The organism is Ottowia oryzae, from assembly GCF_003008535.1.
Lineage (GTDB): Bacteria > Pseudomonadota > Gammaproteobacteria > Burkholderiales > Burkholderiaceae_C > Ottowia > Ottowia oryzae.
This window is the reverse complement of the sequence record NZ_CP027666.1, coordinates 2,283,143-2,310,077: the sequence shown is the minus strand read 5'-3', so window position 1 is coordinate 2,310,077 and position 26,935 is coordinate 2,283,143. Positions and strand designations below refer to the sequence as shown.

Sequence of the window (26,935 nt, the reverse complement as noted above, 5' to 3'; positions counted from 1 at the left end):
GGACACTATGCTTTTGCTAGCTGGTAGCGCAATCTGCACCTGCGCTGTCGGCTCTTTTTACTCCAATTCGGCTTCGGCCTGCATGGTCAGCCAGCCTTCGTGGTCGTGCGCCCAAAGCCGCACCTTCCGCCCGTCCGGCGACGGCGCGCCGTTGACGTGAGACGCATGCCCGTCGAACGTGGGCCGCACGGCGCGAAAGTCAAAGCGGCGGATGAAGCGCCCCGGCGCGTGGCGCCGCACCAGATCGACCAGCAGCGTGGCAATCAACGGGCCGTGCACGACCAGGCCGGGGTAGCCCTCTTGCTGCGTGACATAGCTGCGGTCGTAATGGATACGGTGCCCGTTGACGGTAAGCGCGCTGTAGCGGAACAGCAGCACCGCATCGGGCACGATGGGGCGGCGCCACGGCGCGCGGGTTTCGGCGGCCACGGGCGCGGGCGGGGTTTCGTGCGCAGGCGGCATGCCGCGGTAGACGATGTCGTGTTCCTCGCTCAGACACAGGCCGGCGGCGTTGCGGACTTCGTGCTTCACCCCCACGAACACCATCTCGCCCGTGCGCCCGTCCTTGCGCGTCACCGATGCGATGCGTGAGGTGCGCTGCGCTGCATCGCCCAGGCGCAGCGGGTTGGCGGCCTCCCAGCGAAGGCGCCCGCCGGCCCACATGCGGTGCGGCAAGGGCACGGGCGGCAGAAAGCCGCCGCGCTTGGGGTGGCCGTCCGGCCCGATCTGGCTTTGCGGCGCCTGCGGCAGAAAGTACAGCCAGTGGCCGAGCGGCGGCACGGCGTCGCCATGCTCGGGCGGCGCGTCGCCCCTGTCCAGCGTGGCCGACAGGCCGCGCAGCGGCGCGGCGGCAATGTCGTCGGTCAGTGTTTCGCTGCGCCCCACCCATTGCTGCAGGTGGGCGATGGCGGCGGCGTCCAGCGCGCGGTCGTTGCTTGTCTCCATGGCCCGATGTTGGCCCGCGCCGGGCCATAGCACCATCGGTGATTTCGAGAACAAGGTTTCGGATAATCCGAAGGCTTGCCACTGCGCCACTCTCTATGCAATTCGATCTGACCGACCTGCGCCTGTTCGTGCGCGCCGCCGACGAAGGCGCCCTCACCCGCGCCGCCTTGCGCCGCCCCTGTCGCTGGCCGCCGCCAGCGCGCGCATCAAGGCGCTGGAAGAACAGGCCGGCGTGGCACTGTTCCACCGCGAAGCGCGTGGCGTGCGCCTCACGCCGGCGGGCGATGCCTTTTTGCACCACGCGCGCGGCGTGCTGCGCCAGGCCGAGCAGTTGCGCGCCGAACTGCAGGAATACGGCGGCGGCCTGCGCGGGCACTTGCGCGTGTACGCCAACACCACGGCGGTGATGGATTTCCTGCCCGAGCTGCTGCCCGCCTTCATGGGGGCGCACCCGACGATCAACATCGACCTTCAGGAAAAACCGAACGGTGACATCGCGCGCGGCGTGCGCGACGGCCGCGCCGACTTGGGGATTGTCGCCGGCGATGTCGACCTGACCGGGCTGCGCGCGGTCCACTTCTCGACCGACCGGCTGGTGCTGGTGGTGGCGCGCGGTCACCCGCTGGCGCGCCGCAAGTCGGTGACATTTGCCGACACGCTGGAGCACGACCACATCGGCATGCACAGCGGCAGCACGCTGCAGGCCTACCTGAGCCGCATCACCGAGCAGATGGGACGCAAGCGCAAGCTGCGCATCCAGCTGACCAGCTTCGACGCCATGTGCCGCATGATCGGCGGCGGCGTCGGCATCGGCGTGGTGCCCGAGAGCGCGGCGCGGCGCAATCTGGCGGCGATGAGGCTGGTGCAGATCGAGCTGACCGATGAGTGGAAATGGCGCGAGCGGCGCGTGCTCCCGCGCGAGAACGATGCCCTGCCGGCGTATGCGCAGGCGCTGGTCGAGCTGCTGTGCGCGCACTTTGCCCGGCACGAAGCGCCTGGTGCGCAGCGCCGGCGCAACACGAAGCGATTCGCCAAATAGTTGGCATTGCCAGTGAGCGTGCGTGGGCGTTCCGGGTTTCCACTATGCCGATGGGCACGCCAATCGCGGTTCTAATCCAGCCAGACTTTTTCAGGAGACTCATGCCGTGTTCACGAGAACCAACAGATCGGGCGTGCTGAGTTTGGTCGGCGCGTCGCTTGCGCTGATGGCAGCGTCCGCCAGCGCGCAACAGCCCGCGATCAAGATCGGCCTTGTCGGGCCTTTCAGTGGCGGCTCTGCCGATTTCGGCACCTCGATGAAGCGTGGCGCGGAACTGGCCATCAAGGAGATCAACGACCTCGGCGGTTACGTGGGCCGCAAGTTCGAGGTCGTCGTCAAGGACGACAAGAGCACGCCCGACGGTGCGCTTGCTGCCGCGCAGGAACTGATCAAGGAAGGCGTGGTCGCCACCATCGGCTTTTGCAACACCGGCAACGCGATGAAGGCGCTGGACGAGTTCCAGAAGAACAAGGTGCCGCTGCTGGTGCCCTGCGCGACCGGATCGCCGATCACCAAGAAATACCCCACCGCCGAAAGCTACATCTTCCAGTCGTCCGCCACCGACGACCTGCAGGTGCCCTTTGTCGTCAACGATGCCGTCAAGCGCGGCTGGACGAAGATCGCCATTTTTGCCGACACCAGCGGCTACGGCGAGGCGGGATTCAAGGACTTCATGGCCGCGCTGGAGGCGCACAAGCTCAAGCCGGCGTACGTCAAGCGCTTTGATGTGGGCGTCAAGGACTTGTCCGACGCTGTGAAAGAGGCGCGTGACGCCGGCGCGCAGACGGTGTTCACGATCACCGTGGGCCCCGAAAACGCGCTGATTGGCCGCGCCCGCGAGGCGCTGGGCTGGAAGGTGACTCAGATCGGCGCCTGGCCGCTGTCCTTTCCGTTCTACATCGACAACGCCAAGAGCGCGGCAGAAGGTTCGCTGATGGCGCAGACCTTCATTGCCGAGCCGAGCAACGAACGTCGCTCAACCTTCCTGGCCAACTTCCGCCGTGCCTACAAGGTGGAGCGCATCACCGTGCCGGTGGCTGCCGCCCAAGGCTACGACGCGGGCTATCTGCTGGCCTATGCGCTGTTCACGATCAAGAACAAGACCATCGACGGCCCGGCGATCAAGCACGCGCTGGAAACCAACGACCGCCCCTACTACGGCGTGGTGACCACCTACAAGAACGCCTTCAGCACGACGGACCACAACGCCATCACCATGAACATGCTGTACCTGGGCGTGGTCCGCAACGGCGCAATCACCTTCGCCTATCCGGAGGACGCGCGGCGGAACCTGGCGGTTCAGCGCAAGGGGTAAGACAGCGGCGCCAGGCCGTCAACGAGGCGACGTTGCGGCGTCCACAGCACCCCACGGCGCCTGCCAGCCGCCGCCCAGCGCCTGCATCAGCGACACGGCCGCCTGCTGGCGCTGCAGTTGCAGCTGCATCACCGAACGCCGCGCGCCCAAAGAGCTGGCCTGCGCCGTCACCACGTCGGTGTAGGCCGACAGGCCCGACTGGTAGCGGTTCAGCATCTGCTGCTCGATGCGCTGCGCTGCCTGGGCCGCCGCGCGGGTGCGTTCCTGCTGCGCGGCCAGCGCGGTCAGGCGGGCCAGCTGGTCTTCCACATCTTTCATGGCCGACAGCGCGGTCTGGCGGTACGTGGCGGTGGCGCCTTCGTGCGCCGCAATCGCCTGATCCACCGCCGCGGTGCGCGCGCCGCCGTCAAACACGTACTGCGCCAGCGACAGGCCCAGCGACCACAGCAGGCTGGGCGCCGAGATCAAGTCGCCAAGATGGCTGCCCGAGGCGCCCAAACTGCCCGTCAGCGTGATCTGCGGGAAGTACGCCGCCCGCGCCACGCCGATGCGGGCGTTGGCGGCGCTCACGCTGCGCTCGGCGCTGGCGATGTCGGGGCGGCGCAGCAGCAGCTCAGACGGCACGCCCGCCGGCGCCACGGGCACCTGGTCGACACAGGTGGCGGGCGCCAGCGTGAAGCCGGCCGGCGCCTCGCCGACCAACAGGGCAATGGCGTGCTCGCTGAGTGCACGGTTCAGCTGCAGCGCCGTGAGGCTGGCGCGCGCGCCATCCAGCGTGCTTTGCGCCTGCAGCGTGTCGGTGCGCGCGGCGATGCCCGCGTCGTAGCGGTTTTGCGTGATGCGCGCGCTGCGTTCGTAGCCGGCGATGATGTCCTGCAGCAGCGCGGCCTCGGCGTCCAGCTCGCGCAGGGTGAAGTACGCCTGCGCCAGGCTGCCCTGGGCCGACAGGCGGGCGCCGGCCAGGTCGGCCTGGCTGGCCTGCACGCCGGCGCCCTGGGCGCGCGCGGCATCGCCCAGGCGCCCCCACAGATCGGGCGCCCAGCTGACGTTCAGCCCCAGGCTGGCGGTGCTGGTGCTGGCGCGGTCTTCGCCGCCGCTGCGCTGCTCGCTGCCGCTGGCGCCTACCGTGGGCCACAGCTGCGCCTGTTGCTGGCGCAGCAGCGCCTGGGCCTGCCGCACGTTGGCCACGGCCAGCGCCAGGTTCTGGTTGCCGATGTCGACGCGCGCCATCAGCGCGTCCAGCTGCGGGTCGTTGAACGGCGTCCACCAGCGGCCGGCCTGCCAGTCGCGCGCGGTGTCGGCGCTGATCCAGCCGGCCTGCGGCGCGGCGCTTTTCCAGGCGGCGGGCACGGTGATGGGCGGCGTGGCGTCCAGCGGGGCCAGGCTGCAGCCGGCCAGGGCCAGCAGCACGCTGGCGGCCAGCACGCTGCGCGAGGTTAGCGATGCGCGCGCGCGAGGGGCGAAACGTGCGCGGGATAAGGGGGTCAAGGCGGTCTTCATGCGGTGGCGGCGCGGGCAAGGTGGCGCTCATCAGCGGGGTGGCGGCGCAGGCGGTCCAGCAGCACATAGACCGCCGGGGTGGTCAGCAAGGTGAGCATCTGGCTGGCGATCAGCCCGCCGATGATCGTCACGCCCAGGGGCTGGCGCAGCTCGGCGCCCTGCCCGAAGCCGATGGCCAGCGGCAGCGCGCCCAGGCCGGCGGCCAGCGTGGTCATCATGATGGGGCGAAAGCGCTTCAGGCAGGCCTCGCGCACAGCCTGCACGGCGGTGAGGCCGCGGGCGCGCTCGGCGTCCAGCGCGAAGTCGATGATCATGATGGCGTTCTTCTTGACGATGCCGATCAGCAGAAACACCCCGATCAGCGCCATGATGGAAAACTCCATGCGCAGCGCCAGCAGCGCCACCACGGCGCCAAAGCCCGCGCTGGGCAAGGTGGTCAGCACCGTCAGCGGGTGAATCAGGCTTTCGTACAGGATGCCCAGCACGATGTAGATCACCACCACCGCCGTCAGAATCAGCCAGCCCTGCTGCGACTGCTGCGCCTGCGCCTCGGCCGCCGCGCCGCTGAAGGCGCCGCGCACGTTGTTGGGCATGCCAATGGCGTCCTCGGCGTCCAGGACGGCCTGGCGGCCCTGCTCCAGCGAGGCGCCGTCGCCCAGGTTGAACGAGATGGTGCTGGACAGCTCACCGCCGTCGTGCCACACGCCGGTGGCCACCGACCGTTCAGAGAACCGCGCGAAGGCCGACAGCGGCACCATGGGCGTTTCGGCCGTCGAAATGGCCTGCCCCGTGGATGCGTTGCGCAGACCGGGGTTGGCCGAAGAACCGCCCGTACCCGTGGCCGACGAAGCCGACGCGCCCCCGGCGGTGGCGCCGCCGGCGCTGCCTGCAGTGCCAGATTGGGCCCCAGCGCCCGCTGCACCAGCGCCGGCAGCTACGGTATTGGTAGCATTGGCCAGCGTGGCGGCCGCCTTGCCTGAGCCGGCCACGTACACGTTGTTGAGCACGATGGGCGACTGGGCATAGCGCGGCGCCCATTCCATCACCACGGCGTACTGGTTCAGGTCGCTGTACATGGTGGCCACCTGCCGCTGGCCGAAGGCGTCGTACAGCGCCGAATTGATGGCGCTGCTGCTCACGCCCAGCTCGGCCGCCTGGTTCTTGTCGACCTGCACGTAGGTCTCGACCCCGTTCTCGGTCTGGTTGCTGTCCACGTCGGTCAGGCGCGCGTCGGTGCGCATCTGGTCGGCCAGCTTGGCCACCCAGGTTTTCAGGTCGGCCTCGTTGTCGGCCTTCAGCGTGTACTGGTAGGTGCTGTTGCTGCTGCGCCCGCCCATGCGCAGCTCTTGCGCCGGGTTCAGGAACACCTGCAGCCCGGTGATCGGGCTGAGTTGCGGGCGCAGGCGGTTGATCACGTCGCGCGTGGTTTCCTTGGGCGGGCGCTGGCTGGCGGGCTTGAGCGCGGCCGACATGAAGCCGCCACCCGTGCCGCCGGAAAAGCCCACCACGGTGGCCATGGAAGGGTCGGCCGCCACGATGTCCATCGCCTGCTGCAGCTTGTCGGCCAGCGCGGTGGAAGAAATGCTCTGGTCGGCGCGCAGCCCGCCCACCAGCTGGCCGTTGTCCTGCTCAGGAAAGTAGCCCTTGGTGATCGAGCTGAACAGGTAACCGTTCAGCCCGACCACGGCCACCAGCACGGCCACCACCACCCAGGGCATGGCCAGGGTCCAGTCCAGCGCGCGGGCGTAGCCGCCTTCCACCGCGCGGCCGGCGCGCCCCGCCGCCCCGCCCAGCCGGGCGCGCAGGCGGCCCATCACGCTGCGGCGCGGCGCCGCTTCGCTGCGGCCCATGTGGCGCGGCAGCAGCGCGGCGCACATCATCGGCGTGGTGGTCAGCGAGATCAGCAGCGAAATCATCACCGCGATGCACAGCGTCATCGCGAATTCGCGGAACATCTGGCCCATCGTGCCGCCTTGCAGCAGCAAGGGGATGAACACCGCCACCAGCGACAGGCTGATGGTCAGCACCGTGAAGCCGACTTCGCGCGCCCCGAGCAGCGCCGCCTGCCGGCGCGGCATGCCGTCTTCGATGTGGCGGGCGATGTTCTCCAGCACCACGATGGCGTCGTCCACGACGAAGCCGGTGGCCACCGTCAGCGCCATCAGCGTGAGGTTGTTGAGCGAATAGCCCAACGTGTACATCGCCGCGAAGGTGCCCAGCAGCGACACCACCGTGGCCACGGCCGGGATCAGCGCGGCGCGCAGGTTGCGCAGGAAAAGGCCCACCACCAGCACGACCAGCATCACGGCGATGATCAGCGTCAGCTCCACCTCGTGCACCGACGCGCGCACCGAGCCGGTGCGGTCGATGGCCACGTCCAGGTTCACGTCCTGCGGCAGCTGGGCGCGCAGTTGGGGCATCAGCGCGTCGATGGCGTCGGCCGTCTCGATCAGGTTGGCGTCGGGCTGCTGGGTGATGCTGACGACGATGGCCGGCTTGCCGTTGAAGGTGCCGCGCGTGCGCGTGTCCTGCACGCTGTCGATCACTTCAGCCACGTCCTGCAGGCGCACCTCGGCACCGCCGCGCACCGCCACGATCAGCCCGCGGTAGTCGGCCGCGCGCAGGCCGGGCACGGGCGTGAGCACCTGCAGCGCGCGCCCGTCGCCGGCGGTGCCCACCTCGATCACGCCCTTGGGCCGGTTGGCGTTGTTGGCCTGGATGGCGGCGCGCACGTCCTCGCCCGTCAGGCCCAGGTCGTTCATGGCGAAGGGGTTCAGCTCGACCCGCACCGCAGGCAGCGAGCCGCCGCCCAGCGTGACATCGCCCACGCCCGGCACCTGCAGCAGCCGCTGGCTGACGATGTTGCTGACCGCGTCGTAGATCTGCCCCGGCGTGCGCGTGGGCGAGGTCAGCGCCAGGATCATGAAGGGCTGCGCCGCCGGGTTGGCCTTGCGGTAGCTGGGCATGCTGCGCAGGTTGGCGGGCAAATCGGCCCGCGCGGCGTTGATGGCAGCCTGCACGTCGCGCGCGGCGCTGTCGATCTTGCGCTTCAGGTCGAATTGCAGCGTGACGCGCGTCTGCCCGGTGCTGCTCATCGAGGTCATCTCGTTGACGCCCGAGATGGTGCCCAGCGTGCGCTCCAGCGGCGTAGCCACCGTGCGGGCCATGTCGGACGGGCTGGCGCCGGGCATGTTGGCGCTGACGCTGATGACGGGAAAGTCCACCGCCGGCAGCCGCGCAACGGGCAGCATGAAGAACGCGACGATGCCCGCCAACGCAATGCCCAGCGTGAGCAGCACGGTGGCGATGGGCCGTTCGATGAACGGGCGCGACAGGTTCACGCCGCGCCCCCGTTGGCGCCCGGCGCGCCGTGGTTCAGGCCAGCCACTTCAGTGCCAATTTGGCCTTCAGCGCCCGGCCCACCTGCGCTGGCAGCTTCACTTTCCATAGCGTCTGGCCGCTTGAAGCGCTGGCCCAGCCGGTCAAAGTACAGGTACACGACGGGCGTGGTGAACAGCGTCAGCAGCTGAGACACCACCAGCCCGCCGAAGATGGCCAGACCCAGCGGGCGGCGCAGCTCGGCCCCGTCGCCCACCGACAGCATCATCGGCAGCGCGGCGGCCAGCGCCGCCAGCGTGGTCATCAGGATGGGCCGGAAGCGCAGCAGCGCCGCCTGGTGGATGGCCTCTTGCGGCGACTTGCCCTGGTGGCGTTCTGCCTCGATGGCGAAGTCGATCATCATGATGGCGTTCTTCTTCACGATGCCGATCAGCAGCACCAGGCCGATGATGCCCACCACATCCAGCGGATGCCCGGTGATCCACAGCGCCAGCAGCGCGCCCACACCCGCCGATGGCAGGGTGGACAAGATCGTCAGCGGGTGCACGTAGCTTTCATACAGCACGCCCAGCACGATGTACACGCACACCACGGCCGCCAGAATCAGCCACAGCTGGTTGGACAGCGAGCTTTGGTAGGCGCCGGCCGCGCCCGTCATGCGCAGCGTGATCGACTCGGGCAGGCCTTCGGCGCGGGCGGCGGCCTGCACCGCGCCCACGGCCGTGCCCAGTGAAACGCCGGATGCCAGGTCAAACCCCACGGTGGCCGCCGGGTACTGGCCCACGCGGGTGACCTGCAGCGGCGCGGGTTCTTCCACCACCGTGGCGAAAGACGCCAGCGGCGTGGTGCCGCCCGACGAGGTTTTGACCGGCAGGTTGCGCAGCGCCGCCAGGCTGGCGGCATCGCTGCGCACCGCTTCCAGAATCACGCGGTACTGGTTGGTTTCGGTGAAGATGGTCGAGACGATGCGCTGGCCGTAGGCGTTGTAGAGCGTGTTGTCCAGCGCGCTGGCCGTCACGCCCAGGCGCGATGCGGTGTCGCGGTCGACCTGCACCATGGCAGACAGGCCGGCCGCCCCCGCGTCGGTGGTGGCGTTGCGCACCTCGGGCACGCTTTGCAGGCGCTGCACCAGGCGCTGCGCCCATTCGTTGACCTGCGCGGTGTTCACGCCTTCCAGGTCAAAGCGGAATTCGGTGGGGCCGCTGGCCGAATCCACCGTCAAATCCTGCGTGGGCTGCAGGTACAGCGTGGCGCCGGGCACGTCGCGCGCCACTTCGCTGGCCAGGCGCTGCATGATGGCCGCCTCTGAAGGGCCAAACAGCCCGCGCGGCGCGAGGTTGATCGTCAGCCGCCCGGTGTTCAGCATGGTGTTGTTGGCCGCATCCACCCCCACTACGGAGCTGAGCGACTGCACCGCCGGGTCTTGCGCCACCAGCTTGGCCACCGCGTCCTGCAGCGCGGCCATGCGGTCGAACGACACGCCTGAATCGGCTTGCACCCGCCCCTGCAGCTGCCCCGTGCTTTGCGTGGGGAACAGCGACTTGGGCATGCCCCAGTACAGCAGGGCCGTGACCGCCAGCGTGGCCACGGCCACCGTCAGCGTCAGCGCCTGGCGCGCCAGCACCCAGTGCAGACCGCGGTCGTAATGCGCCACCACCCAGTCCAGCCGCGCCTGAAACCACTGGCCAATGCGGCTGATGCCGCCCATGGCACCCGCAGGCGCATGGCCGTGCGCTTCGCCCGGCGCGGCATCTGCACCTGCACCTGCGTCTGCATCCGGATCGCCGGGCGCCCGCTTGGGCGGCGCTTTTTCCAGCCAGCGCGCCGACATCATGGGCACCAGCGTCAGCGACACCACGGCCGACAGCAGGATGGTGATGGCCAGCGTGACAGCGAATTCGCGGAACAGGCGGCCAATTACCTCCTGCATGAACAGCAGCGGAATCAGCACCGCGATCAGCGACACCGTCAGCGAGATGATGGTGAAGCCGATCTCGCCCGCCCCGTCCAAAGCGGCCCTGAAGGGCGGCTTGCCCATCTCGCGGTGGCGGGAGATGTTCTCGATCATCACGATCGCGTCGTCCACCACGAAGCCGGTGGCGATGGTCAGCGCCATCAGCGTCAGGTTGTTGAGCGAATAGCCCAGCAGGTACATCAGCGCGACCGAGCCAATCAGCGAGATAGGCACCGCGATGGACGCAATCACCGTGGCCCGCAGGCTGTGCAGGAACAGGAAGATCACCAGCACGACCATCACGACGGCCAGCACCAGCTCCATCTGCACATGTTCGACCGAGGCGCGGATGCCCAGCGTGCGGTCGGTCAGCACGTCCACCGTCACGGTGCTGGGCAGGCTTTGGCGCAGCTCGGGCAGCTGCTTCTTGATGGCATCGACGGTGGCGATGACGTTGGCACCCGGCTGGCGCTGCACGTTGAGGATGATGGACGGCGAAAGGGCATGAAGTCCGCCCTGCGCGGCTTCGCCTGCTACCGGCTTATCAGAAGAAATTTCCCGCTGGCGCCCGGCTGGCGTAGGCTGGCCGCTCTCATTTTTGATGACGGCCCAGGCGCCCAGGCGGTCGTTTTCAGAGCTGTCGACCACCTGCGCCACGTCTTTCAGGCGCACGGGTGCGCCGTTCTTGTAGGCGATGATCAGCTCACGGTACTGGCTGGCCGCCATCAGCTGGTCGTTGCTGTTGATGGTGTAGGCGCGCTGTGGGCCGTCAAAACTGCCCTTGGCGCCGCTGGCGTTGCCGGCGCTGATGGCGCTGCTGATCGAATCCAGCCCCAAGCCCAGCGCGGCCAGCGCCTCGACGTTGCCCTGCACGCGCACGGCCGGGCGCTGCCCGCCCGCCAGGGTGACCAGGCCCACGCCGCTGATCTGGCTGATCTTCAGCGCCAGGCGGGTGTTGACCATGTTCTGCACTTCGGTCAGCGGCAGGCTGGTGGAGCTGATGGCCAGCGTCAGGATGGGCGCGTCGGCCGGGTTCACCTTGGCGTACACCGGCGGCGCGGGCAGATCGGCGGGCAGCAGCGTGGAGGCGCCGTTCATCGCGGCCTGCACCTGCTGCTCAGCCGCGTCCATGGATTCGGCCAGCGCGAACTGCAGCGTGACCAGTGACACGCCGGCGGCGCTGGTGCTGCTCATGCGCTCCAGCCCGGACATCTGGCCGAACTGGCGCTCGAGCGGCGCGGTGACGGTGCGGCTCATCACGTCCGGGCTGGCGCCGGGGTACAGCGTTTGCACCTGGATGGTCGGGTAATCCACCTGCGGCAGGGCCGCCAGCGGCAGAAAGCGCAGGCCCACCAGGCCCGCCAGCACGATGGCCAACATCAGCAGCCCGGTGGCAACCGGCCGCTGGATGAAGATGCGCGAGACGTTCATACCAGGCGCACGCTCAGTTGGCGGGCGCGGCCCCGCTGCCCTGGCGCTGCTCGCGCAGCTGCCGCACGTAGGCGCGCCGCTCCTCGGGCGGCATCGCCATGATCTTGTCGCGCTCGGCCGGCGGCAGGCTGTTCAGCCAGGCGGCGCGGCCATTGCCGTGGCCGCCGTTGCCGCCCGCGTCGCCCTGGCTGCCCGCACCGGGCGCAGGCGTGCCAGACCCCGCGGCTGGGGCCGCGCCTGCGCCGCCCGCCGGGCCGGTACCGGCGCCCGCGCCGATACCCCCACCTGCTGCGTTTTCAGTAGCTGACTGCGCAGGCCCTGTGGCGGCTGGAGCGCGATTGGTTGCCGAAGTACCCGCGCCGGCGGCAGAAGCCATGGACGCGGCAGCGGCCGCACCAGAAGCCCTGCGCCACGGCCCGCTGGCGCGCCCCTGCGGTCGCTGCGCACCGGCGGCGCCACCAGCGCCTGGGGCTTGCAGCTGCACGCGGGCGCCGTCCTTCACGCGGTCACCGCCTTCGGTGACCACGCGCTCGCCGGCCTGCAGGCCCTGGGTGATGAGCGTCTGGTCCACCGTGGCCAGCCCGCGCTTGACGGCGCGCGTGTGCGCCACGCCGTCCGCATCAATCACATAGGCGTAGTCGCCCTGCGGCCCGGTGCGCACGGCTGTCACGGGCACCAGCACGCCCGCCGCGTTGCCCAGCTGCAGGCGCACGTTCACGAACTGGTTGGGAAACAGCCGGCCGTCGGCGTTGGCAAAGCGGGCCTTCGCGCGCACGGTGCCGGTGCTGGTGTCGATGGCGTTGTCCAGCGTCATGAAAACGCCCTGGCCCACCTGCTGACTGCGGGCGCGGTCCATCGCGGTGACGGTCAAGGGCCCGGCGCGCTGGGCGTCCACCACGGCGGGCACACGCTCTTGCGGCACGGCGAAAGACACGGTGATCGGATCCATCTGCGCGATGGTGGCAATGCCGGTGCTGCCGCCGGAAGACACCAGGTTGCCCGGGTCCACGGCGCGCAAGCCGATGCGCCCGGCCATGGGCGCCACGATGCGAGTGTGGTCCAGGTTGAGCTGCGCAGCCTGTTCGCTGGCGCGGTCGCTGGCCACGGTGGCGCCCAGCTGCTTGACCAGGGCGGCCTGGGTGTCCACGTCCTGCCGGGCGATCGAATCCTGCTGCCACAGCGTCTGGTAGCGCTTGAGCGTGACCTGCGCGGCTGCCAGCTGCGCCTCATCGCGGGCGCGCGTGGCCTTGGCCTGCGCCAGCGCCTGTTCATAGGGGCGCGGGTCGATGCGCGCCAGCAGCTGGCCTTTGGTGACGTTCTGGCCTTCGGTGAACAGCACATCGGTCAGCGTGCCGGTCACCTGCGGCACCAGCGCCACCGTGGCCTGCGGGGTGACGGTGCCCAGCGCTTCGACCAGCACCGGCAATTCACCCTGCTGCGCCACGGCCGAGCCCACGGTGACCGACGGGCCGCCGCGGCCCGCCCCGCGCGGCCCACCCGGGCCAGGGCCGCCCGGCCCGCGCGCGCCCGCGCCAGCTGCGCCTGCGGCGGGCTGTTTGCTGCGTTGCACCAGCCAGTAGGCGCCGCCGCCCAGCGCGGCAATCAGCAGCAGGGCCAGCACCCAACCGAGCCAGCGCCTGGGCCGCACCGGCACTTGAGGGGGCAGCGGCGCTGGTGTGCTAATGGCCGGTGCGGAGGATGGGGCTGGCGGTGTGGGCATGGGGCACGCAAAAAGTGATCGCGAATGTCTGGGTGTAACAGCCGCCCGGGCTTGGTGCACGAGGCTGGCCGACGGCGCATCCTAGCCCTTGCGCCTGTCTTGCCACTTGTCGGTCTTTTGAAGATTTGTAAAGCCCCAGGCGCTGCGGCAAAAGTTGCGTAAACCGGCCGCTTACACGGCGCGCCTCTGCTAACGTGCCCGCCTCTGCCCCAGTATCACCATGCCTGCACAAACTGATCGCGCCGCGCCGCCCAACCCAAGGCCAGAACCGGTTGGGCCGCCCGAGCGCAACCCGCGCACCTGGATGCGCGAAGAGCTGCTGCAACTGCTGTCGGTGGCGGGCACGCTGGCCGGGCTGTCGATCACGGCGGTGGCACTTTTGCACTCGGTGGGGCAAAAGCAAACCTCATCCACCATTGCGGACGACGTGCTGGTGCTGTCGGCGCTGCTGTTCCTGCTGTGCACCTACGCGATCTTCATCGCGCTGCGCACGCGCCGTCCAGGCTGGGCCAGGCGGCTGGAGCAGGTGGCCGACGTGCTCTTTCTGCTGGCCATGACGGGCATGGTGGCCTCGGGCTTCATCATGGTCTACACGCTGCTGTAGCGCGCGGCGGGGCTGGCTGGCCGCAGCCACCCTGCCCCGAGATGCTCAGGCGGGCAGCGGCACCAGGCGCCAGCCTGCGTCGCCCGCGCCGGGCTTGAGCAGCAGGTCGATGTTGGGGTGCGCGCCGGCGTTGGCGCGCGCGTCGGCCACGTGCTCGGCAAACCAGTCCAGCCCTTGCAGAACCGCCTGGGGCGACAGCGCGCCGTCAAACCGCTGGGCCAGCGCGTAGTACACGCGCAGCGAACCCATCTTGCCCGGCGCCGCCGGAATGTGGTGCACGACGGCGCCGGTGGCGTCCACGATATCCAGCCCGCGCAGGCCATCGGCGGCGGGCAAAGTGGCCAGAATGTCTTTGAAGTTCATCCCGTGATGGTAGACGCTGGCGCCTCAGAAAGACCGGCCGTCCACCGGCGTGCGCGGCAGGCTGGCCAGGTCAATGCCGTCCAGGCAGCGCACGTTGACGGCCACCAGTTCGCTGCCGTCGGGCGCCTGCCCCAGGCCAAACGGCGCGCAGCCGCAGCGCGGGCAAAACTTGTGCGCCACCACGTGGCGGTGAAAGGTGTAGGTGGCCAGCTCGCCCTCGCCCGCCTGCACGGCCAGCGCCGCGCGGGGGTGAAAGCTCAGCAGGTAGCCCTTGCGCTGGCAGTGCGAGCAATTGCATTCGGCCACCGGCCCCAGCGCGTCGGCCGCCAGGGTAAAGCGCGTCTGGCCGCAGTGGCAGCTGCCTTGGTACATGGCGCCGTGGGCGGCCAGCGGCGCCGCTTCAGTCCTGCCAGACCACCGCGCCGGTCCACCACGTGGCCAGCACGATGAGTCCGAACACGATGCGGTACCACGCGAAGGGCACGAAGCTGTGGCTGGAGATGTAGCGCAGCAGCCAGCGCACGCACACCCAGGCGCTGATGAACGAGAAGAACAGCCCAACGGCGAACAGCGGGATATCGGCCGTCGACAGCAGGGCGCGCTCTTTGTACAGCGAATACACGCCCGCGCCGATGAGTGTCGGGATGGCCAGGAAGAAAGAAAAATCCGTGGCCGCCTTGCGCGACAGGCCCAGCAGCATGCCGCCGATGATGGTGGCGCCCGAGCGGCTGGTGCCCGGAATCATGGCCAGGCACTGCACCAGGCCGACTTTCAGCGCGTCCAGCGCGGTCATGTCGTCCACGCTGTGCACGCGCGCGGCGCTTTGCGGGCGGCGTTCGGCCCACAGGATGACGAACGCCCCCAGGATGAAGGTGCTGGCCACCACCTGCGGGGTGAACAGGTGCTCTTTGATGGCCTTGCCGAACAGCAGGCCCAGGATGACGGCGGGGAAGAAGGCGATCAGCACATTCAGCGCAAAGCGCTGCGCCTGCCGGCTGCTGGGCAGCGCGACGACGGTGCTGTGGATCTTCTGCCAGTACACGATGATCACCGCGAGAATGGCGCCGGTCTGGATGGCGATGTCGAACACCTTGGCCTTGGCGTCGGAAAAGCCCAGCAGGCTGCCCGCCAGGATCAAGTGCCCGGTGGATGAGATGGGCAGGAACTCGGTCAAGCCCTCCACGATGCCCATGATCGCGGCCTTGACCAGCAAAACGGTATCCAAGCGAAATCCTTCCGTGCAGATGAATGGGCGCCGCCCGGCACCCCGGCAGCTACACCATTTGTAGCTGCCAGCGCAGATTCTACGGGCGCCAAAGCCCGGTTTTGCTTAAAAAACCGTTACAGGGCCAGCCGACGCAGGCACCGATCTGACTGCCGCTTGGCTACCTGCCGCCGCCGCACGCAACAGCGCCGCCACTTCGGGCTGACCGCGCTGCACGGCGTGCTGCAGCGGCGTCACGCCTTCGCGGTCGGCCAGGTTCACCTGGGCGCCGCGCGCCAGCAGCATCTGCACGATCTGCTGGTGGCGCGGGCCGCCGTCGCCCAGGATCACCGCCTCCAGCAGGCCCGTCCAGCCCAGGCGGTTGACGTGGTCCACGTCGATGTCGGTGCTCAGCAGCAGGCGCACCGTGTCGACATGCCCGCGCTCGCACGCGGGAATCAGTGCCGTGCCGCCGTAGCGGTTGGTGATGCGCCAGTCGGCCCCGGCGCCCAGCGCGGCGCGCATGATCTCGGTGTAGCCGCGCGCGCCCGCCAGCAGAAAGGCGCTGTCCAGTTGCTGGTCTTGGGCGTTGACATTGGCGCCGCGCGCGATCAGCGCCCGGGCGGCGGCCACGTGGTTGCCGTCGGTCGCCAGCAGCACGGGCGTGCGCCCGCGGGCGTCGCGCGCCTCCACGTCGGCGCCTGCGGCCAGCGCGCGTTCGATGGCGGGCACGTCGCCCGTGGCGGCGGCTTTCAAAAGATGCTGGTTGGGCATGGCTGGGGCATTGGCAGGGCCGCGCGCCTGGGCATGGCGCGCCAGGGGGCCGAGGGCGATCGCCTGCGCCGCCAGCCTCGCCAATGCGCTCAAGGCACGGCGGCGTGGGTTGGGCGGCGGCGATTGGCGCACAAGGTGGGACATGCGGGCGATTATGGGCAGGCGCGGGCGCCGTGCGGCGCGGCGGGCTGGCGGGGTGGCTGGCGCTGAGCAGCCGGGATAGACGCTACGCCGGTCGCGACGCCGTGCTCGCCCCCTCCTCCGGTGGCTATTGGCTTGGCCTCGCCCCCGCGCCCTGTGCGGTGCGGGAGCGCTGCCACGCCATAGCCCGCGCCATTCGCGCCCCTTCGGCGCCGTTCGCGCCCCACCAGCGCATTTCGTCGCACCGCGCTGGCGCACAGGCGGCACGCCCGCCACAGTCGCGCCATCGCCCACCTTGCTGCTCACCGAGGCCCACCATGCTGCTGACCACCCTGCTTGCTGAACACCCCTCCGCCATCGTCGACATCGTCCGCCAGACGCCCGCCTGGGTGGCCGCGCTCTTGGGCGGCTTGGTGTACCTGGGCATTTCCGCCTCACGTGACCGCGACGTGCACATCGGCCGCCTGCTGCTGATGCCCGTGGCCATGGGCGCCATGGCGCTGTGGGGCGTGGAATCGGCCTTCAACGGCACGGGCCGCCTGCCCGAGCTGCTGGCCGTCTGGGCCGCTGGCTACGCCGCGCTGCTGGCGCTGGGCCTGCGCCTGCCTGTGCCGGCCGGCGTGCGCTACAGCGCCGCGCTGCGCAGTTTTCACCTGCCCGGCAGCTGGCTGCCGATGGGGCTGATCCTGGCGGTGTTCCTGCTGAAGTACGCCATCGGCGTGCAACTGGCGATGGAGCCCACCATCGCCACCCACCCCGGCTTCGCCTACCCCGTGGCCGCCGTTTACGGCCTGCTGTCGGGCATCTTCGCCGCCCGCACCTTGCGCGTGCTGCGCCTGCTGCGCGGGCCCGCCACCGCAGCCGCCGCCTGATGGCGGGCCGCCCCTCCCCTTCGCTGATGGACCCGGAGCCGACATGAACACCCCCACCCCGCTCACCCCGCAACAAATCGACCGCCTGGCCCGCCGCCGCGCCGGCGCCAAGATGGGCTGGTACGCCCACGCCACGGTGTACGTGCTGGTCAACCTGGGCCTGGCCGCGCTGGCGCTGGCCAACGGGCGCCACTGGTACGCCTACCCCCTGCTCGGCTGGGGCCTGGGCCTGGCCATTCACGGCGCCGCGGTGTGGCTGCTGGCGCCAGGCGCCGGTTGGCGCGAGCGGCTGGTCGAGCGCGAGCGCGAAGCGCTGGTCCGCCAGCCCCGCCGCGGCGCTTGACGACGGCGCCCCGCCGCCCTCTTTCTGCCTGCCCCATGAGCGCCGCATCCCCCGCCCTGGCCGCCGTCACCGCCCTGCTGTACGCCGCCAACCCCCTGCTGCTGGCAGCCATTCAGGCGCGCAATCCGCAGCATGACCCAGTGCGTGACCCCGTCAGCGACTACGGCGTGGGCACCGCGCGCCCGCTGTTCCAGGCTTACGGTACAGCCGGCACGCTGGCAGCCGCCTTGTTGGCGCTGCTGTTCTGGCAGGCGGGCCTGTCCAGCTTTCTGCTGCTGACACTGACGGGTGCCGTGGCCACGCGCGTAGGCGTCGTACTGGTGCCCACCGACCTGGAAGGCGCGCCGCGCACGCGCACCGGGCGCCTGCACATGCTGCTGGCCGTAGCCTCATTCACGCTGTACTACATGGCCATTGATAGCGCCACGCCGCTGCTGGCCGCACAGGCCACCACAGAGCTGGCGGGGGCGCTGCACGCCCTGCGCACCGCCGTGACGGCCGGGCTGGCGGGCCTGGTGGCCTGCCTCGTGCTGCCGCCGCTGCGCTGGGCCTTTGGTTTTGCCGAGCGCGTTTTCCTGATCGCCGTGCCGGTGTGGGGCCTGGGGGCTTGCGTCGTTTTGGCGGCCCCGCGCTAAATTGCGGCCCATCACCTGAATGGATCGACCATGCCACCCACCAGCCCTATCACCGTCCACCACCTCAACAACTCCCGCTCGCAGCGCATCCTGTGGCTGCTGGAAGAGCTGGGCCTGCCCTACGAGGTGGTGCGCTACCAGCGCGACCCGCAAACCATGCTGGCCCCGCCCGAGCTGAAGAAGATTCACCCGCTGGGCAAGTCGCCCGTGGTCACGGTGGACGGGCTGACGCTGGCCGAATCCGGCGCCATCATCGAAACCCTGGTCGAGCGCTATGGCGACGGCCGCCTGGCACCGCCAGCGGGCTCGGCCGAAGCGGTGCGCTACCGCTATTGGCTGCACTACGCCGAAGGCTCGGCCATGCCGCCGCTGCTGCTCAAGCTGGTGTTTGGGCGCATCAAGAAGGCCGACATGCCCTTTTTCGCCAAACCCATCGCCGACGGCATTGCCGACAAGGCCACGGCCAGCTTCATCCAGCCGCAAATCGACCAGCACCTGGCCTTCATGGAGGCTGAGCTGCAACAGCGCGACTGGTTCGCCGGCCCCGAATTCACCGCCGCCGACGTGCAGATGAGCTTCCCGCTGGAGGCCGCGCAATCGCGCGCCGGGCTGACGGCGCAGAGCCACCCCCGCCTGGCCGACTGGCTGGCGCGCATCCACGCCCGCCCGGCGTACCAGCGGGCGGTTGAGCGTGGCGGCGAATACGCGCTGCTTGGCTGATGCGCGACGTGATGCCCGCATCAAGGCCAAAACATGCGCTGGCGCAGGTGCATAGTGCGCTGGCAGCTATGCTTTTTAAAGTAAGCGCTGCTGCCGTGGTTCGCACGGGCTGCCTGCCATCATGAGCCTGCCGCGCCTGCGCTGGCGCCCGCTGCTGCGCCACTGGCTGCAGGTGCAGGCGTTTTGCTGCGTGATCGCCGTGGTCACCACCGCCGTGTGGCCGCGCAACGGGTATGTGAACCAGCTGGTCTACGCCTCGCTGATCGGCCTGGTCACCTGGGCCTTCATCGAAGCCGGGCGCCTGCTGGTGCCAGCCCCTCACTGCCACCCCGACGGCGAAGGCGGCGCCGGCTGGCCCAAGGGCTGGCGCGGCTTTGCGCTGACCGGCGCGGGCATGCTGGTCGGTTTTGTGGTGGGCGATGCGCTGGCGCGCCACCTGCTGGGCCGCCCGCCCGACGGCCAGCGCGACCTGCAAATCAGCGTGATGCTGACGGTGGTGGCCGGCGCGGCCATCACCTACTACTTTCATTCGCGCGGCAAGGCGGCGGCGCTGGCCGCGCAGGTGGCCGCGGCCGAGCGCGACGCCACCGAGGCGCGCCTGCGCCTGCTGCAAAGCCAGCTGGAGCCGCACATGCTCTTCAACACCCTGGCCAACCTGCGCGCGCTGATCGGCCTGGACCCGCCCGCCGCGCAGCAGACGCTGGACCGCCTGAACGCCTACCTGCGCGCCACGCTGAACGCCTCGCGCGCCACGCAGCACCCGCTGTCGGCCGAATTCGCGCGCCTGGCCGACTACCTGGATCTGATGGCCCTGCGCATGGGCCCGCGCCTGCAGGTCACGCTGGACTTGCCCGATGCGCTGGCCGCCGTGCCCGTGCCGCCCCTGCTGCTGCAGCCGCTGGTTGAAAACGCCATCCAGCACGGGCTGGAGCCGCGGGTGCAAGGCGGCGCGCTCACGGTGCGCGCGTGGCGGCAAGGCGAGCAGCTGATGCTGGAAGTGGCCGACACCGGCGTGGGTTTTGACCCCGCCGACGTGCGCCCCGACCGCTTTGGCCTGACGCAGGTGCGCGAGCGCGTGGCCACGGCGTACGGCGGCGCGGGCACGGTCGAATGGCATTCCGCCCCCGGCGCGGGCACGCAGGTGCGGCTGGCGCTGCCGATCGCTCTGAACCTTGCGCAGGGCGGCGCGTTACGCGCGGGCGGGCGCTGCGGGGACGCGCGCGCGCACCTCTCAAGCGATGGATTTCATTGAAGAAAAAAGCCTCTGGCGCTGGTGCATTGTGCGCCGGCAGCTATCACGTTTGCAGCAATGCTTGGTCGCCAATGTGCGCGCTCGCCTGCACGATTCGCCGGTTGACAGCCAGCCGCGCCCCTTCGGTATCCTCCCCGCATGTCTGCACCCTACCCCGACGAACCGCCCCGCAGCGCCGCACCCGACCTGGGGCGTCAGTTGCGCAGCAACACCTTCGCGCTGCTGGCCTTCTGGCTGGTCGTCGGCGGCCTGCTGTGGGCGGGCTTTTCGTGGTGGGAAGCGCGCGGGCGCGAATCGCTGCAACCCTACGAGGCGGGCGGGGGCGAGCTGGTCATCCCCCGCAGCCCGGACGGCCACTTCTACGTGCCCGGTGAAATCAACCACGTGCGCGTCCAATTCCTGGTGGATACCGGCGCCAGCGCTGTCGCCATCAGCGACCAGGTGGCGCGGCAGGCTGGCCTGCCCGAGGGCGCGCCCATCACCGTGCGCACCGCCAACGGCGACCGCGACGCGCGCCGCGTGACGAACGTGCCCGTCAAGGCCGGGCACCTCACGCGCAACGACGTCACCGTGACCACCGGCCTGGCCCTGGGCAGCGCCGACGACGCGCTGCTGGGCCAGTCCTTCCTGCGCCACTTCGACGTGCAGATCGACGGCAGCGGCATGCGACTGCGTCCGCGCTGAAACCCGCTGCACCCCGCTCAACCACGCCGCCCCGCGCCGCCCGCTGAGCGGCCCACCAGGCCCACCACGCAAGCCGAGCACACCATGCCCAACGCCGCTTCCGGCCAACTCACGCCCACCGCCCTGATCGCCGAGGACGAGCCCCTGCTGGCCGCCGCCCTGCGCGCCGAGCTGGCGCAGGCCTGGCCCGAGCTGCGCGTGCTGGCCACCGTGGGCGACGGCCTGAACGCCGTGCGCGAAGCCCTGGCGCTGCGCCCCGACGTGCTGTTTTTCGACATCCGCATGCCCGGCCAAAGCGGGCTGGACGCGGCGGCCGAGCTGGCCGACGCCTGGGACATGGCCGCCCAGCCCTTCCCGGCGCTGGTCTTCGTCACAGCGTACGACCAGTACGCCGTGCAGGCTTTTGAGGCGCAGGCGATGGACTACGTGCTCAAACCCGTGCAGCCCGCGCGGTTGGCAAAAACGGTGCAAAAACTGCGTTCAGCGCTGGTGCAGCCTGCGCCGGCAGCTATGCAATCTGCAGCAAAAGTCAGCCCCCACAGCCCGGCAATTGCCCCCGTCAGCGGCCCCGCCAGTTCGCCCATCGACGCCGCCACCGCCGCCACGCTGGAGCAGCTTCGCCAGCTGCTGGCCGCGCTGCCCGGTGGCGGCGCTGGGCCAGACGCATCGACACCCGCGCCCGAGCCGCTGCGCCAGTTGCCCGTCAGCCAGCCCGGCAGCAACGGCAGCGTGGTGCAGATGGTGCCGGTGCAAGACGTGCTGCTGCTGCAGGCGGCCGACAAGTACGTGCGCGTGGTCACAGCGCAGGGCGAACATCTGGTGCGCACGGCGCTGAAAGAGCTGCTGCCCCAGCTGGACGCCGCGCAGTTCTGGCAGATTCACCGCAGCGCCGCCGTGCGCGCCGACGCCATCGACACCGTGCGCCGCGACGACGCAGGCCGCCTGCACCTCACCCTGCGCGGCACCGACGAAACCCTGAGCGTGAGCCGGCTCTACGCCGGGCGCTTCAAAGGCCTGTGAACGGTGCGCGCCGGCTCAGGCGCCACGGCGCTTGATCACCACCGGCTTACCGGCGCCAAAACGCTTGTGCACCATCCAGTGCGCCAGCGGTGCATCCAGATAGTCGGCGTGGCCCGGAAACCAGCTGGCCAACTCCTGCGCGAAGCGGCGGCAGGTCTGGGTCTCGCCCGCCGCCAGCCGCGCCGGCATGGCCTGGGCGGACGCCAGCACCGCTGCGTGCTCGTTGAGATGGCACTCGGTGGCCGGGTAAGCGGTGCTCTGCATCCAGGCGTTTTCCTGCTCGAAATGCGCCACCAGGTGCTCGGTCACGCGCGCCAGCGCGGCCGGCAGCGCGGCATCGTCCGCGGCCTGCAGCGCGCTCACCACCTCGACGAACTCGCGGTGCATGTCGTCCAGCGGCGCGTGGCCCAGCAGGAAGTCGTCGCGCCAATGCAACTCGTCGGCGATTTCGATGGACGGGGAAGTCATTTCTTTCAACCTTTGGTCAGCAGGATCAGGGCAATCACCACCAGCAGCCCCAGCACTACGCGCCGGAACACCTGTTCATTCAGCCGCTGGCGCACCTGGCGGCCCAGGCGCATGCCCAGGTAAACCGGCAACAGCGCCAGCACCGACAAGCCCAACTCCAGCGGCGCTATCTTGCCAAAACCGACCATCGCGCCATACAGCGGCAGAGAGCCGGCCAGGTACACCAGGCTGATGCTGCTGACGAAGGCGTCGCGCGACAGCCGCAGCGCCATGAAATAGGTGATCAGGATGGGTCCGGTCAGCGACGACACGCCCCCCAGCAGCCCGGAGCCCAGACCGACCGCGATGCCGATCGACTGTTCACGGTTTGGCGGAATCTGCACATTGGGCTGCAGCGCCAGCAGAAACACCGCCAGCAGCACCGCGCCCGCCACCATGGCATTGAGCTGGGCCGGCGACAGGTCCAGGGTCATGCGCACCGTCAGCACCGTCGCCACCAGCTGCGCCAGCACCAGCCAGCGAAAACGCCGCCACGACGCCCGAAGGTGACCGCCCTCCACCGCCTGGATCAGGTTGGACAACACCACCGGCGCCGCCAATAGCCCGATCGCCTGGGCCGGCGGCAACCACAGCGCGAGCAGCGGCACCGCTACCAATGGCAGCCCGACGCCCAGCGCGCCCTTGACCAGCCCGCCGACCACCAGCGCGGCGGCCGACAGCAGCCAGAGGGTGGTGTCACCCATGTCCACCGCGGTGCCGGTTCAAGATGTGATCAATCGGCCTTGAGCTGCGCCACCTTGCCGGCCTTGGCCATGGCTTCGTTCTCGCGCGCGATCACCTTGGCGTACTCGGCAGGACCGGCGCCCACCGGTTCGATCACGGCATCGTGGAAGGTCTTGACCAAATCAGGCTGCTTGACCACCTCGGCAACTTCCTTGCTGATGCGGTCGATAGCCACCTGCGGCGTGCCCTTGGCCGCCAGCACGCCGACCACCACAGCGAAATCGAAGTTCGGGACCGTCTCGGCGATCGCAGGCACATCGGGCGCCTGCTTGGAGCGGTTGAGCGCGTTGCTGGCCAACAGCTTGACTTGACCGGATTTGACAAATCCGCTGATCGAGGGCAGCGCCGCCACCGAGAAGTCCACCTGGCCACCGACCAGCGCCGGCGTGGACTGGCCCGAACCGCGGAACGGAATGTGGCGGATGTCCAGGTTGAGCGCCGCCTTGAGCGCTTCCATCGTCAGGTGGTGTGTGCTGCCGATGCCCGACGAACCATAGGTAAATTCACCGGGCTTGGCCTTGGCCTGAGCGACGAAGTCCTGAAAGCTGTTCACGCCGGTCTTGCTGTGGCCGACGATGAACAGCGGCGAGGTGGCGATCATCGAGACCGGCAGCAATTCCTGGCCGACACGGTAGGTCGCGCTCTTGTTGATCTGCGGCGTGATCGACAGCATGGACCCATCGGAGACGATGAAGGCATGGCCGTCGGACGGCGTGCTGGACAGCAGCGCCTGGTAGGCCACGACACCGTTGCCGCCCGGCTTGTTGTCCACCACCACGCTCTGGCCTATGCGCTCGCCGAGCTTTTGCGACACCCAGCGCGCCACCGTGTCCGGTAGGCCGCCAGGCGCGTAGGGCACGATGAATTTGATCGGCTTGGAGGGATAGGTTTGCGCCGCAGCGCCAAAAGGAACGCAGGCCGCAGCCAGCGCCGCCAGCGCAAAAATGTTTGCTTTCATCGTGGGTCTCCTGGAGTGACGGCCCGTCAGGGTGGTGCGATCCCGGCCCATCCGGCGCATCCACGGCTTGCAAGAAAATACTTAGCCATCTAAGATATGGATTCTCGTGCACTTTTGATAAAAGTCAAGGCGCGAATTCCCTGCCCCACCCACCTACCCGACCGAGGAACCCCACGATGAGCACCCCCGAGACATTCCGGACTCTGCGCGTGGCCAGGGCGGAACGCGCGGCACGCGACGTCCAGTTGTTCGAACTGCGTGACCCCGACGGACAGCTGCTGCCGCCGTTCGCCGCCGGCGCCCATGTCAAGGTCCACACGCCGTCCGGCCACATACGCCAGTACTCGCTCAGCAACGACGCCGAGGAGCGCGACCGTTACGTGATCGCGGTCAAGCGCGAGGCCGACGGCCGTGGCGGCTCGCGCAGCATGGCCGACAATTTGCACGAAGGCGACCTGCTGCCGGTGGGCGAACCGGAGAACCTGTTTCCGCTGGACGCGCGCGCCAAAAGTTTCGTGCTGATTGCCGGCGGCATCGGCATCACCCCCATGCTGGCGATGGCGCGCACCCTGCTGAACGCAGGCGACCGCAAGTTCAAGCTGTACTACCTGACCCGCAGCGCCGAGGACACGCCGTTTCTGGCGGAAATCGCCAACTCGCCGCTCAAGCCGCATGTGGTCATCCACCACGATGAGGGCAACCTGCAGAATTCCTACGACCTGTGGCCGGAGCTGGAAAAGCCGGGAACACCGACGGGGCAGCATGTCTACTGCTGCGGCCCGCGCGGGCTGATGGACGCGGTCAAGGACATGACCGGCCACTGGCCCAGCAGCACCGTGCACTTTGAAAGCTTTGGCGGCGACACCAAGCCTCATGCGGACGACCAGCCATTCACGGTGAAACTCGCGCGCTCCGGTGTGGAGCTGGAAGTCCCCGTCGGCCGCTCCATCCTGGAGGTCGCACGCGACAAGGGCATCGATATGGCCAGCTCCTGCGAAAGCGGGACCTGCGGGACTTGCAAGCAGCGCCTGCTGGGCGGCGAAGCGGACCATCGCGACATGGTGCTGCTGGACGAGGAGAAGGCCGACCACGTCATGATTTGCGTGTCGCGCGCCAAATCCGGTCCGCTGGTGATCGATCTGTGAGCGCAACCGCCGAGCCGATCCGCCTGGGCGTGCTGGGCCTGGGGCGTGCGTTCACGTTGATGTTGCCCACCTTCCTGGGCGACCCGCGTGTGCGGCTGGTCGCCGCCTATGACCCTCACCCTGGCGCGCGTGCCGCGTTCGAAACCACCTTCGGTGGTGTGGCGCTGGGCGACGAGCAGAGCGTGTGCGATCACCCCGACGTGGAATGGGTGTACTTGGCCACGCCGCACCAAATGCACGCACGCCACGTTCAGCTGGCGGCCGAGCGCGGCAAGCACGTGCTGGTTGAAAAGCCCATGGCACTCAGCATGGCCGACGCCGACACGATGGTGGAGGTGTGTGCGCGCGCGGGTACGCGCTTGATCGTCGGCCACAGCCACAGCTTCAACGCGCCCGTTTTATTGGCGCACGAGCTGATCGCCAGCGGACGCTATGGCGCGGTGCGCATGGTGCACGCCCTGCAATACACCGATTTCCTGTACCGCCCCAGGCGGCCCGAAGAGCTGGACACGGCGCGCGGCGGCGGCGTGGTGTTCAGCCAGGCGGCGCACCAAGTCGACATCGTGCGCCTGCTGGCCGGGGGCGAAACGCGGACGGTGCGCGCGCTAATGGGCCGATGGGATGCCAGCCGCCCCACCGAAGGCGCGTACAGCGCGCTGCTGCAGTTCGCCAATGGCGCATTCGCCTCGATCAGCTACAACGGTTACGGCTTCTACGACAGCGACACCCAAATGGACGGTGTGGGCGAAATGGGCACCGCCAAGGCGCGCGACGCGCACCAGGCCACGCGCGCGCGTCTGGCCGCCGCGACCAGTGAAGCGGCCGAAGTCGACTTGAAGGCGGCGCGCAATTTTGGTGGAACCGCCTTCACCATGCCCACCCTGCGCGGGCCGGACGCGGCGCAGCATTTTGGCCCGGTCATCGTCAGCTGCGACCTGGCCGATCTGCGCCTGACGCCGACCGGCGTCGAAGTGGTGTCTCAAGCCGGGATCGAGTTCGTGCCCATCAAGCTGCCGGAAGTACCCCGCGCGGAAGTGATCGACGAGTTGTGGCGGGTGGCGCGGGACGGTGCCCTGCCCGCCCATGGTGGAGAATGGTCGCGTGCGACGCTGGAAGTCTGTCTGGCGATGCTGAAATCTGAAGCCTCAGGCACCGACATTCCTTTGGAAAGGCAGGTTGCCGCCCCCTCATGACGCTATGAACGATCGAATCGGTGCCGAACGCCTTCTTCATCACTGGCGAGAACTTCTTCCCGAAGACCGCCTGGCGCACCTGATCCGCGACGTGGCGCGGATGCAGATGCGCGCCTTGCAGCAACGGCTGTCCGAGCACGATGTGTCGTTTGGCCACTGGACCTTTCTGCGCATCCTGTGGGCAACCGATGGGCTGACGCAGCGCGAGCTGAGCGAATCCGCGGGGGTGATGGAACCCACCACCTTCAGCGCGGTCAAGGCCATGGAAGCCGCCGGTTTGATCGAGCGCCGTCAGTTGGCCGGCAACCGCAAGAATGTCCACATCTTCCTGACCGACAAGGGCCGCGCGCTGGAGCCGCTGCTGGTTCCCCTGGCCGAGGAAGTGAACATGGTCAGCACAAAAGGCATGCCGCCCCGCACCATCGCCACCGTGCGCAAGGCACTGCTGGGCATGATCGAGAACCTCGCCGCCGAAGATCCCTCCCGCCCCGCGCCCGTCAATTGACCGCCTGTCGGCCTGACGCCGACCCGGA

The 26,935-nt window shown here is 69.2% G+C and carries 24 protein-coding genes and 1 pseudogene; 13 read left to right on the top strand and 12 right to left on the bottom strand.

The genetic code is table 11. The features are described 5' to 3' along the window. Window positions 1-57: 57 nt before the first annotated feature. The gene (locus C6570_RS10725; protein WP_106703195.1) at window positions 58-945 is read right to left on the bottom strand and encodes an HTD2 family dehydratase; all 888 of its coding nucleotides are present in this window, start codon (window positions 943-945) and stop codon (window positions 58-60) included. Between the two features lie 95 nt (window positions 946-1,040). Here C6570_RS10725 and C6570_RS10720 point away from each other — a divergent pair. Together C6570_RS10720 and C6570_RS10715 are read left to right on the top strand one after the other, a co-directional pair. Next, window positions 1,041-1,984, top strand: a pseudogene (locus tag C6570_RS10720) (LysR substrate-binding domain-containing protein). Window positions 1,985-2,090: 106 nt separating this feature from the next. After that, window positions 2,091-3,299: an ABC transporter substrate-binding protein gene (locus tag C6570_RS10715; RefSeq protein ID WP_245896165.1), complete on the top strand. Its 1,209-nt coding sequence runs from the start codon at window positions 2,091-2,093 to the stop codon at window positions 3,297-3,299. Window positions 3,300-3,317: 18 nt separating this feature from the next. Here C6570_RS10715 and C6570_RS10710 read toward each other — a convergent pair whose 3' ends face one another. Genes C6570_RS10710 through C6570_RS10695 form a run of 4 tightly spaced genes read right to left on the bottom strand, consistent with a single transcriptional unit; the run spans window position 3,318 to window position 13,243 of the window. Further along, the gene (locus tag C6570_RS10710) at window positions 3,318-4,787 is read right to left on the bottom strand and encodes an efflux transporter outer membrane subunit (RefSeq protein WP_245896164.1); all 1,470 of its coding nucleotides are present in this window, start codon (window positions 4,785-4,787) and stop codon (window positions 3,318-3,320) included. A gap of 8 nt (window positions 4,788-4,795) precedes the next feature. Continuing rightward, the gene (locus C6570_RS10705; RefSeq protein WP_106703193.1) at window positions 4,796-8,140 is read right to left on the bottom strand and encodes an efflux RND transporter permease subunit; all 3,345 of its coding nucleotides are present in this window, start codon (window positions 8,138-8,140) and stop codon (window positions 4,796-4,798) included. Next, window positions 8,137-11,523 (bottom strand): efflux RND transporter permease subunit, encoded by a 3,387-nt coding sequence (locus C6570_RS10700; protein WP_106703192.1) that lies wholly within the window; start codon window positions 11,521-11,523, stop codon window positions 8,137-8,139. Before C6570_RS10700 ends, C6570_RS10705 begins: the two co-directional genes overlap by 4 nt. Window positions 11,524-11,536: 13 nt before the next feature. Further along, window positions 11,537-13,243 carry an efflux RND transporter periplasmic adaptor subunit gene (locus C6570_RS10695; RefSeq protein ID WP_106703191.1) on the bottom strand — a complete coding sequence of 569 codons (1,707 nt, stop codon included), beginning with the start codon at window positions 13,241-13,243 and terminating at the stop codon, window positions 11,537-11,539. 220 nt (window positions 13,244-13,463) lie between these two features. Between C6570_RS10695 and C6570_RS10690 the strand changes: the two genes are divergently transcribed. Further along, the gene (locus tag C6570_RS10690) at window positions 13,464-13,847 is read left to right on the top strand and encodes a hypothetical protein (RefSeq protein WP_123812250.1); all 384 of its coding nucleotides are present in this window, start codon (window positions 13,464-13,466) and stop codon (window positions 13,845-13,847) included. Between the two features lie 45 nt (window positions 13,848-13,892). Here the strand turns inward: C6570_RS10690 and C6570_RS10685 are convergent, their stop codons facing one another. The 4 genes from C6570_RS10685 to C6570_RS10670 all read right to left on the bottom strand — a co-directional run bounded on the left by C6570_RS10685 (window position 13,893) and on the right by C6570_RS10670 (window position 16,332). Continuing rightward, window positions 13,893-14,210 carry a DUF2322 family protein gene (locus C6570_RS10685; RefSeq protein WP_106703189.1) on the bottom strand — a complete coding sequence of 106 codons (318 nt, stop codon included), beginning with the start codon at window positions 14,208-14,210 and terminating at the stop codon, window positions 13,893-13,895. 24 nt (window positions 14,211-14,234) lie between these two features. Further along, window positions 14,235-14,582 (bottom strand): GFA family protein, encoded by a 348-nt coding sequence (locus C6570_RS10680; RefSeq protein ID WP_106703188.1) that lies wholly within the window; start codon window positions 14,580-14,582, stop codon window positions 14,235-14,237. Between the two features lie 28 nt (window positions 14,583-14,610). Continuing rightward, entirely contained in the window at window positions 14,611-15,435 is an 825-nt protein-coding gene (locus tag C6570_RS10675; protein WP_106703187.1) for an undecaprenyl-diphosphate phosphatase, read from the bottom strand. A 105-nt stretch (window positions 15,436-15,540) separates the two neighbouring features. Beyond that, entirely contained in the window at window positions 15,541-16,332 is a 792-nt protein-coding gene (locus C6570_RS10670) for an ankyrin repeat domain-containing protein (protein WP_245896163.1), read from the bottom strand. A 314-nt stretch (window positions 16,333-16,646) separates the two neighbouring features. Here C6570_RS10670 and C6570_RS10665 point away from each other — a divergent pair, with 314 nt between their 5' ends. The 7 genes from C6570_RS10665 (at window position 16,647) to C6570_RS10635 (ending at window position 21,855) form a co-directional block, all read left to right on the top strand. Continuing rightward, window positions 16,647-17,201 carry a DUF6622 family protein gene (locus tag C6570_RS10665; protein WP_106703186.1) on the top strand — a complete coding sequence of 185 codons (555 nt, stop codon included), beginning with the start codon at window positions 16,647-16,649 and terminating at the stop codon, window positions 17,199-17,201. Between the two features lie 43 nt (window positions 17,202-17,244). Continuing rightward, window positions 17,245-17,544, top strand: a complete 300-nt coding sequence (locus C6570_RS10660) for a 2TM domain-containing protein (protein WP_106703185.1) — start codon at window positions 17,245-17,247, stop codon at window positions 17,542-17,544. 35 nt (window positions 17,545-17,579) lie between these two features. After that, window positions 17,580-18,179, top strand: a complete 600-nt coding sequence (locus C6570_RS10655) for a DUF998 domain-containing protein (RefSeq protein ID WP_106703184.1) — start codon at window positions 17,580-17,582, stop codon at window positions 18,177-18,179. 30 nt (window positions 18,180-18,209) lie between these two features. After that, the gene (locus C6570_RS10650; RefSeq protein WP_106703183.1) at window positions 18,210-18,899 is read left to right on the top strand and encodes a glutathione S-transferase family protein; all 690 of its coding nucleotides are present in this window, start codon (window positions 18,210-18,212) and stop codon (window positions 18,897-18,899) included. Between the two features lie 121 nt (window positions 18,900-19,020). After that, window positions 19,021-20,151, top strand: a complete 1,131-nt coding sequence (locus C6570_RS10645) for a sensor histidine kinase (protein WP_106703182.1) — start codon at window positions 19,021-19,023, stop codon at window positions 20,149-20,151. A 138-nt stretch (window positions 20,152-20,289) separates the two neighbouring features. Then, window positions 20,290-20,835, top strand: coding sequence for a retropepsin-like aspartic protease family protein (locus C6570_RS10640; protein ID WP_106703181.1), 546 nt, complete (start codon window positions 20,290-20,292; stop codon window positions 20,833-20,835). 84 nt (window positions 20,836-20,919) lie between these two features. Continuing rightward, window positions 20,920-21,855 carry a LytR/AlgR family response regulator transcription factor gene (locus C6570_RS10635; RefSeq protein WP_106703180.1) on the top strand — a complete coding sequence of 312 codons (936 nt, stop codon included), beginning with the start codon at window positions 20,920-20,922 and terminating at the stop codon, window positions 21,853-21,855. 15 nt (window positions 21,856-21,870) lie between these two features. Here C6570_RS10635 and C6570_RS10630 read toward each other — a convergent pair whose 3' ends face one another. From C6570_RS10630 to C6570_RS10620, 3 genes are read right to left on the bottom strand one after another with little or no spacing between them, the layout of a single operon-like run. After that, the gene (locus C6570_RS10630) at window positions 21,871-22,323 is read right to left on the bottom strand and encodes a bacteriohemerythrin (protein ID WP_106703179.1); all 453 of its coding nucleotides are present in this window, start codon (window positions 22,321-22,323) and stop codon (window positions 21,871-21,873) included. A gap of 5 nt (window positions 22,324-22,328) precedes the next feature. Further along, window positions 22,329-23,066 (bottom strand): sulfite exporter TauE/SafE family protein, encoded by a 738-nt coding sequence (locus C6570_RS10625; RefSeq protein ID WP_106703178.1) that lies wholly within the window; start codon window positions 23,064-23,066, stop codon window positions 22,329-22,331. Between the two features lie 29 nt (window positions 23,067-23,095). Beyond that, a complete protein-coding gene (locus tag C6570_RS10620; RefSeq protein ID WP_106703177.1) occupies window positions 23,096-24,064 on the bottom strand; it encodes a Bug family tripartite tricarboxylate transporter substrate binding protein in 969 nt (322 codons plus the stop codon). A 176-nt stretch (window positions 24,065-24,240) separates the two neighbouring features. On the opposite strand from C6570_RS10620, the gene C6570_RS10615 reads away from it, so the two are divergent. The 3 genes from C6570_RS10615 to C6570_RS10605 are packed head-to-tail and all read left to right on the top strand — an operon-like array spanning window position 24,241 to window position 26,907. Continuing rightward, window positions 24,241-25,209: a PDR/VanB family oxidoreductase gene (locus tag C6570_RS10615; protein ID WP_106703176.1), complete on the top strand. Its 969-nt coding sequence runs from the start codon at window positions 24,241-24,243 to the stop codon at window positions 25,207-25,209. After that, on the top strand, window positions 25,206-26,402 hold the full coding sequence (locus C6570_RS10610) for a Gfo/Idh/MocA family protein (protein ID WP_106703175.1): 1,197 nt from the start codon (window positions 25,206-25,208) through the stop codon (window positions 26,400-26,402). Before C6570_RS10615 ends, C6570_RS10610 begins: the two co-directional genes overlap by 4 nt. Before the next feature lie 4 nt (window positions 26,403-26,406). Then, a complete protein-coding gene (locus C6570_RS10605) occupies window positions 26,407-26,907 on the top strand; it encodes a MarR family winged helix-turn-helix transcriptional regulator (protein WP_106703174.1) in 501 nt (166 codons plus the stop codon). Window positions 26,908-26,935: the final 28 nt, after the last annotated feature.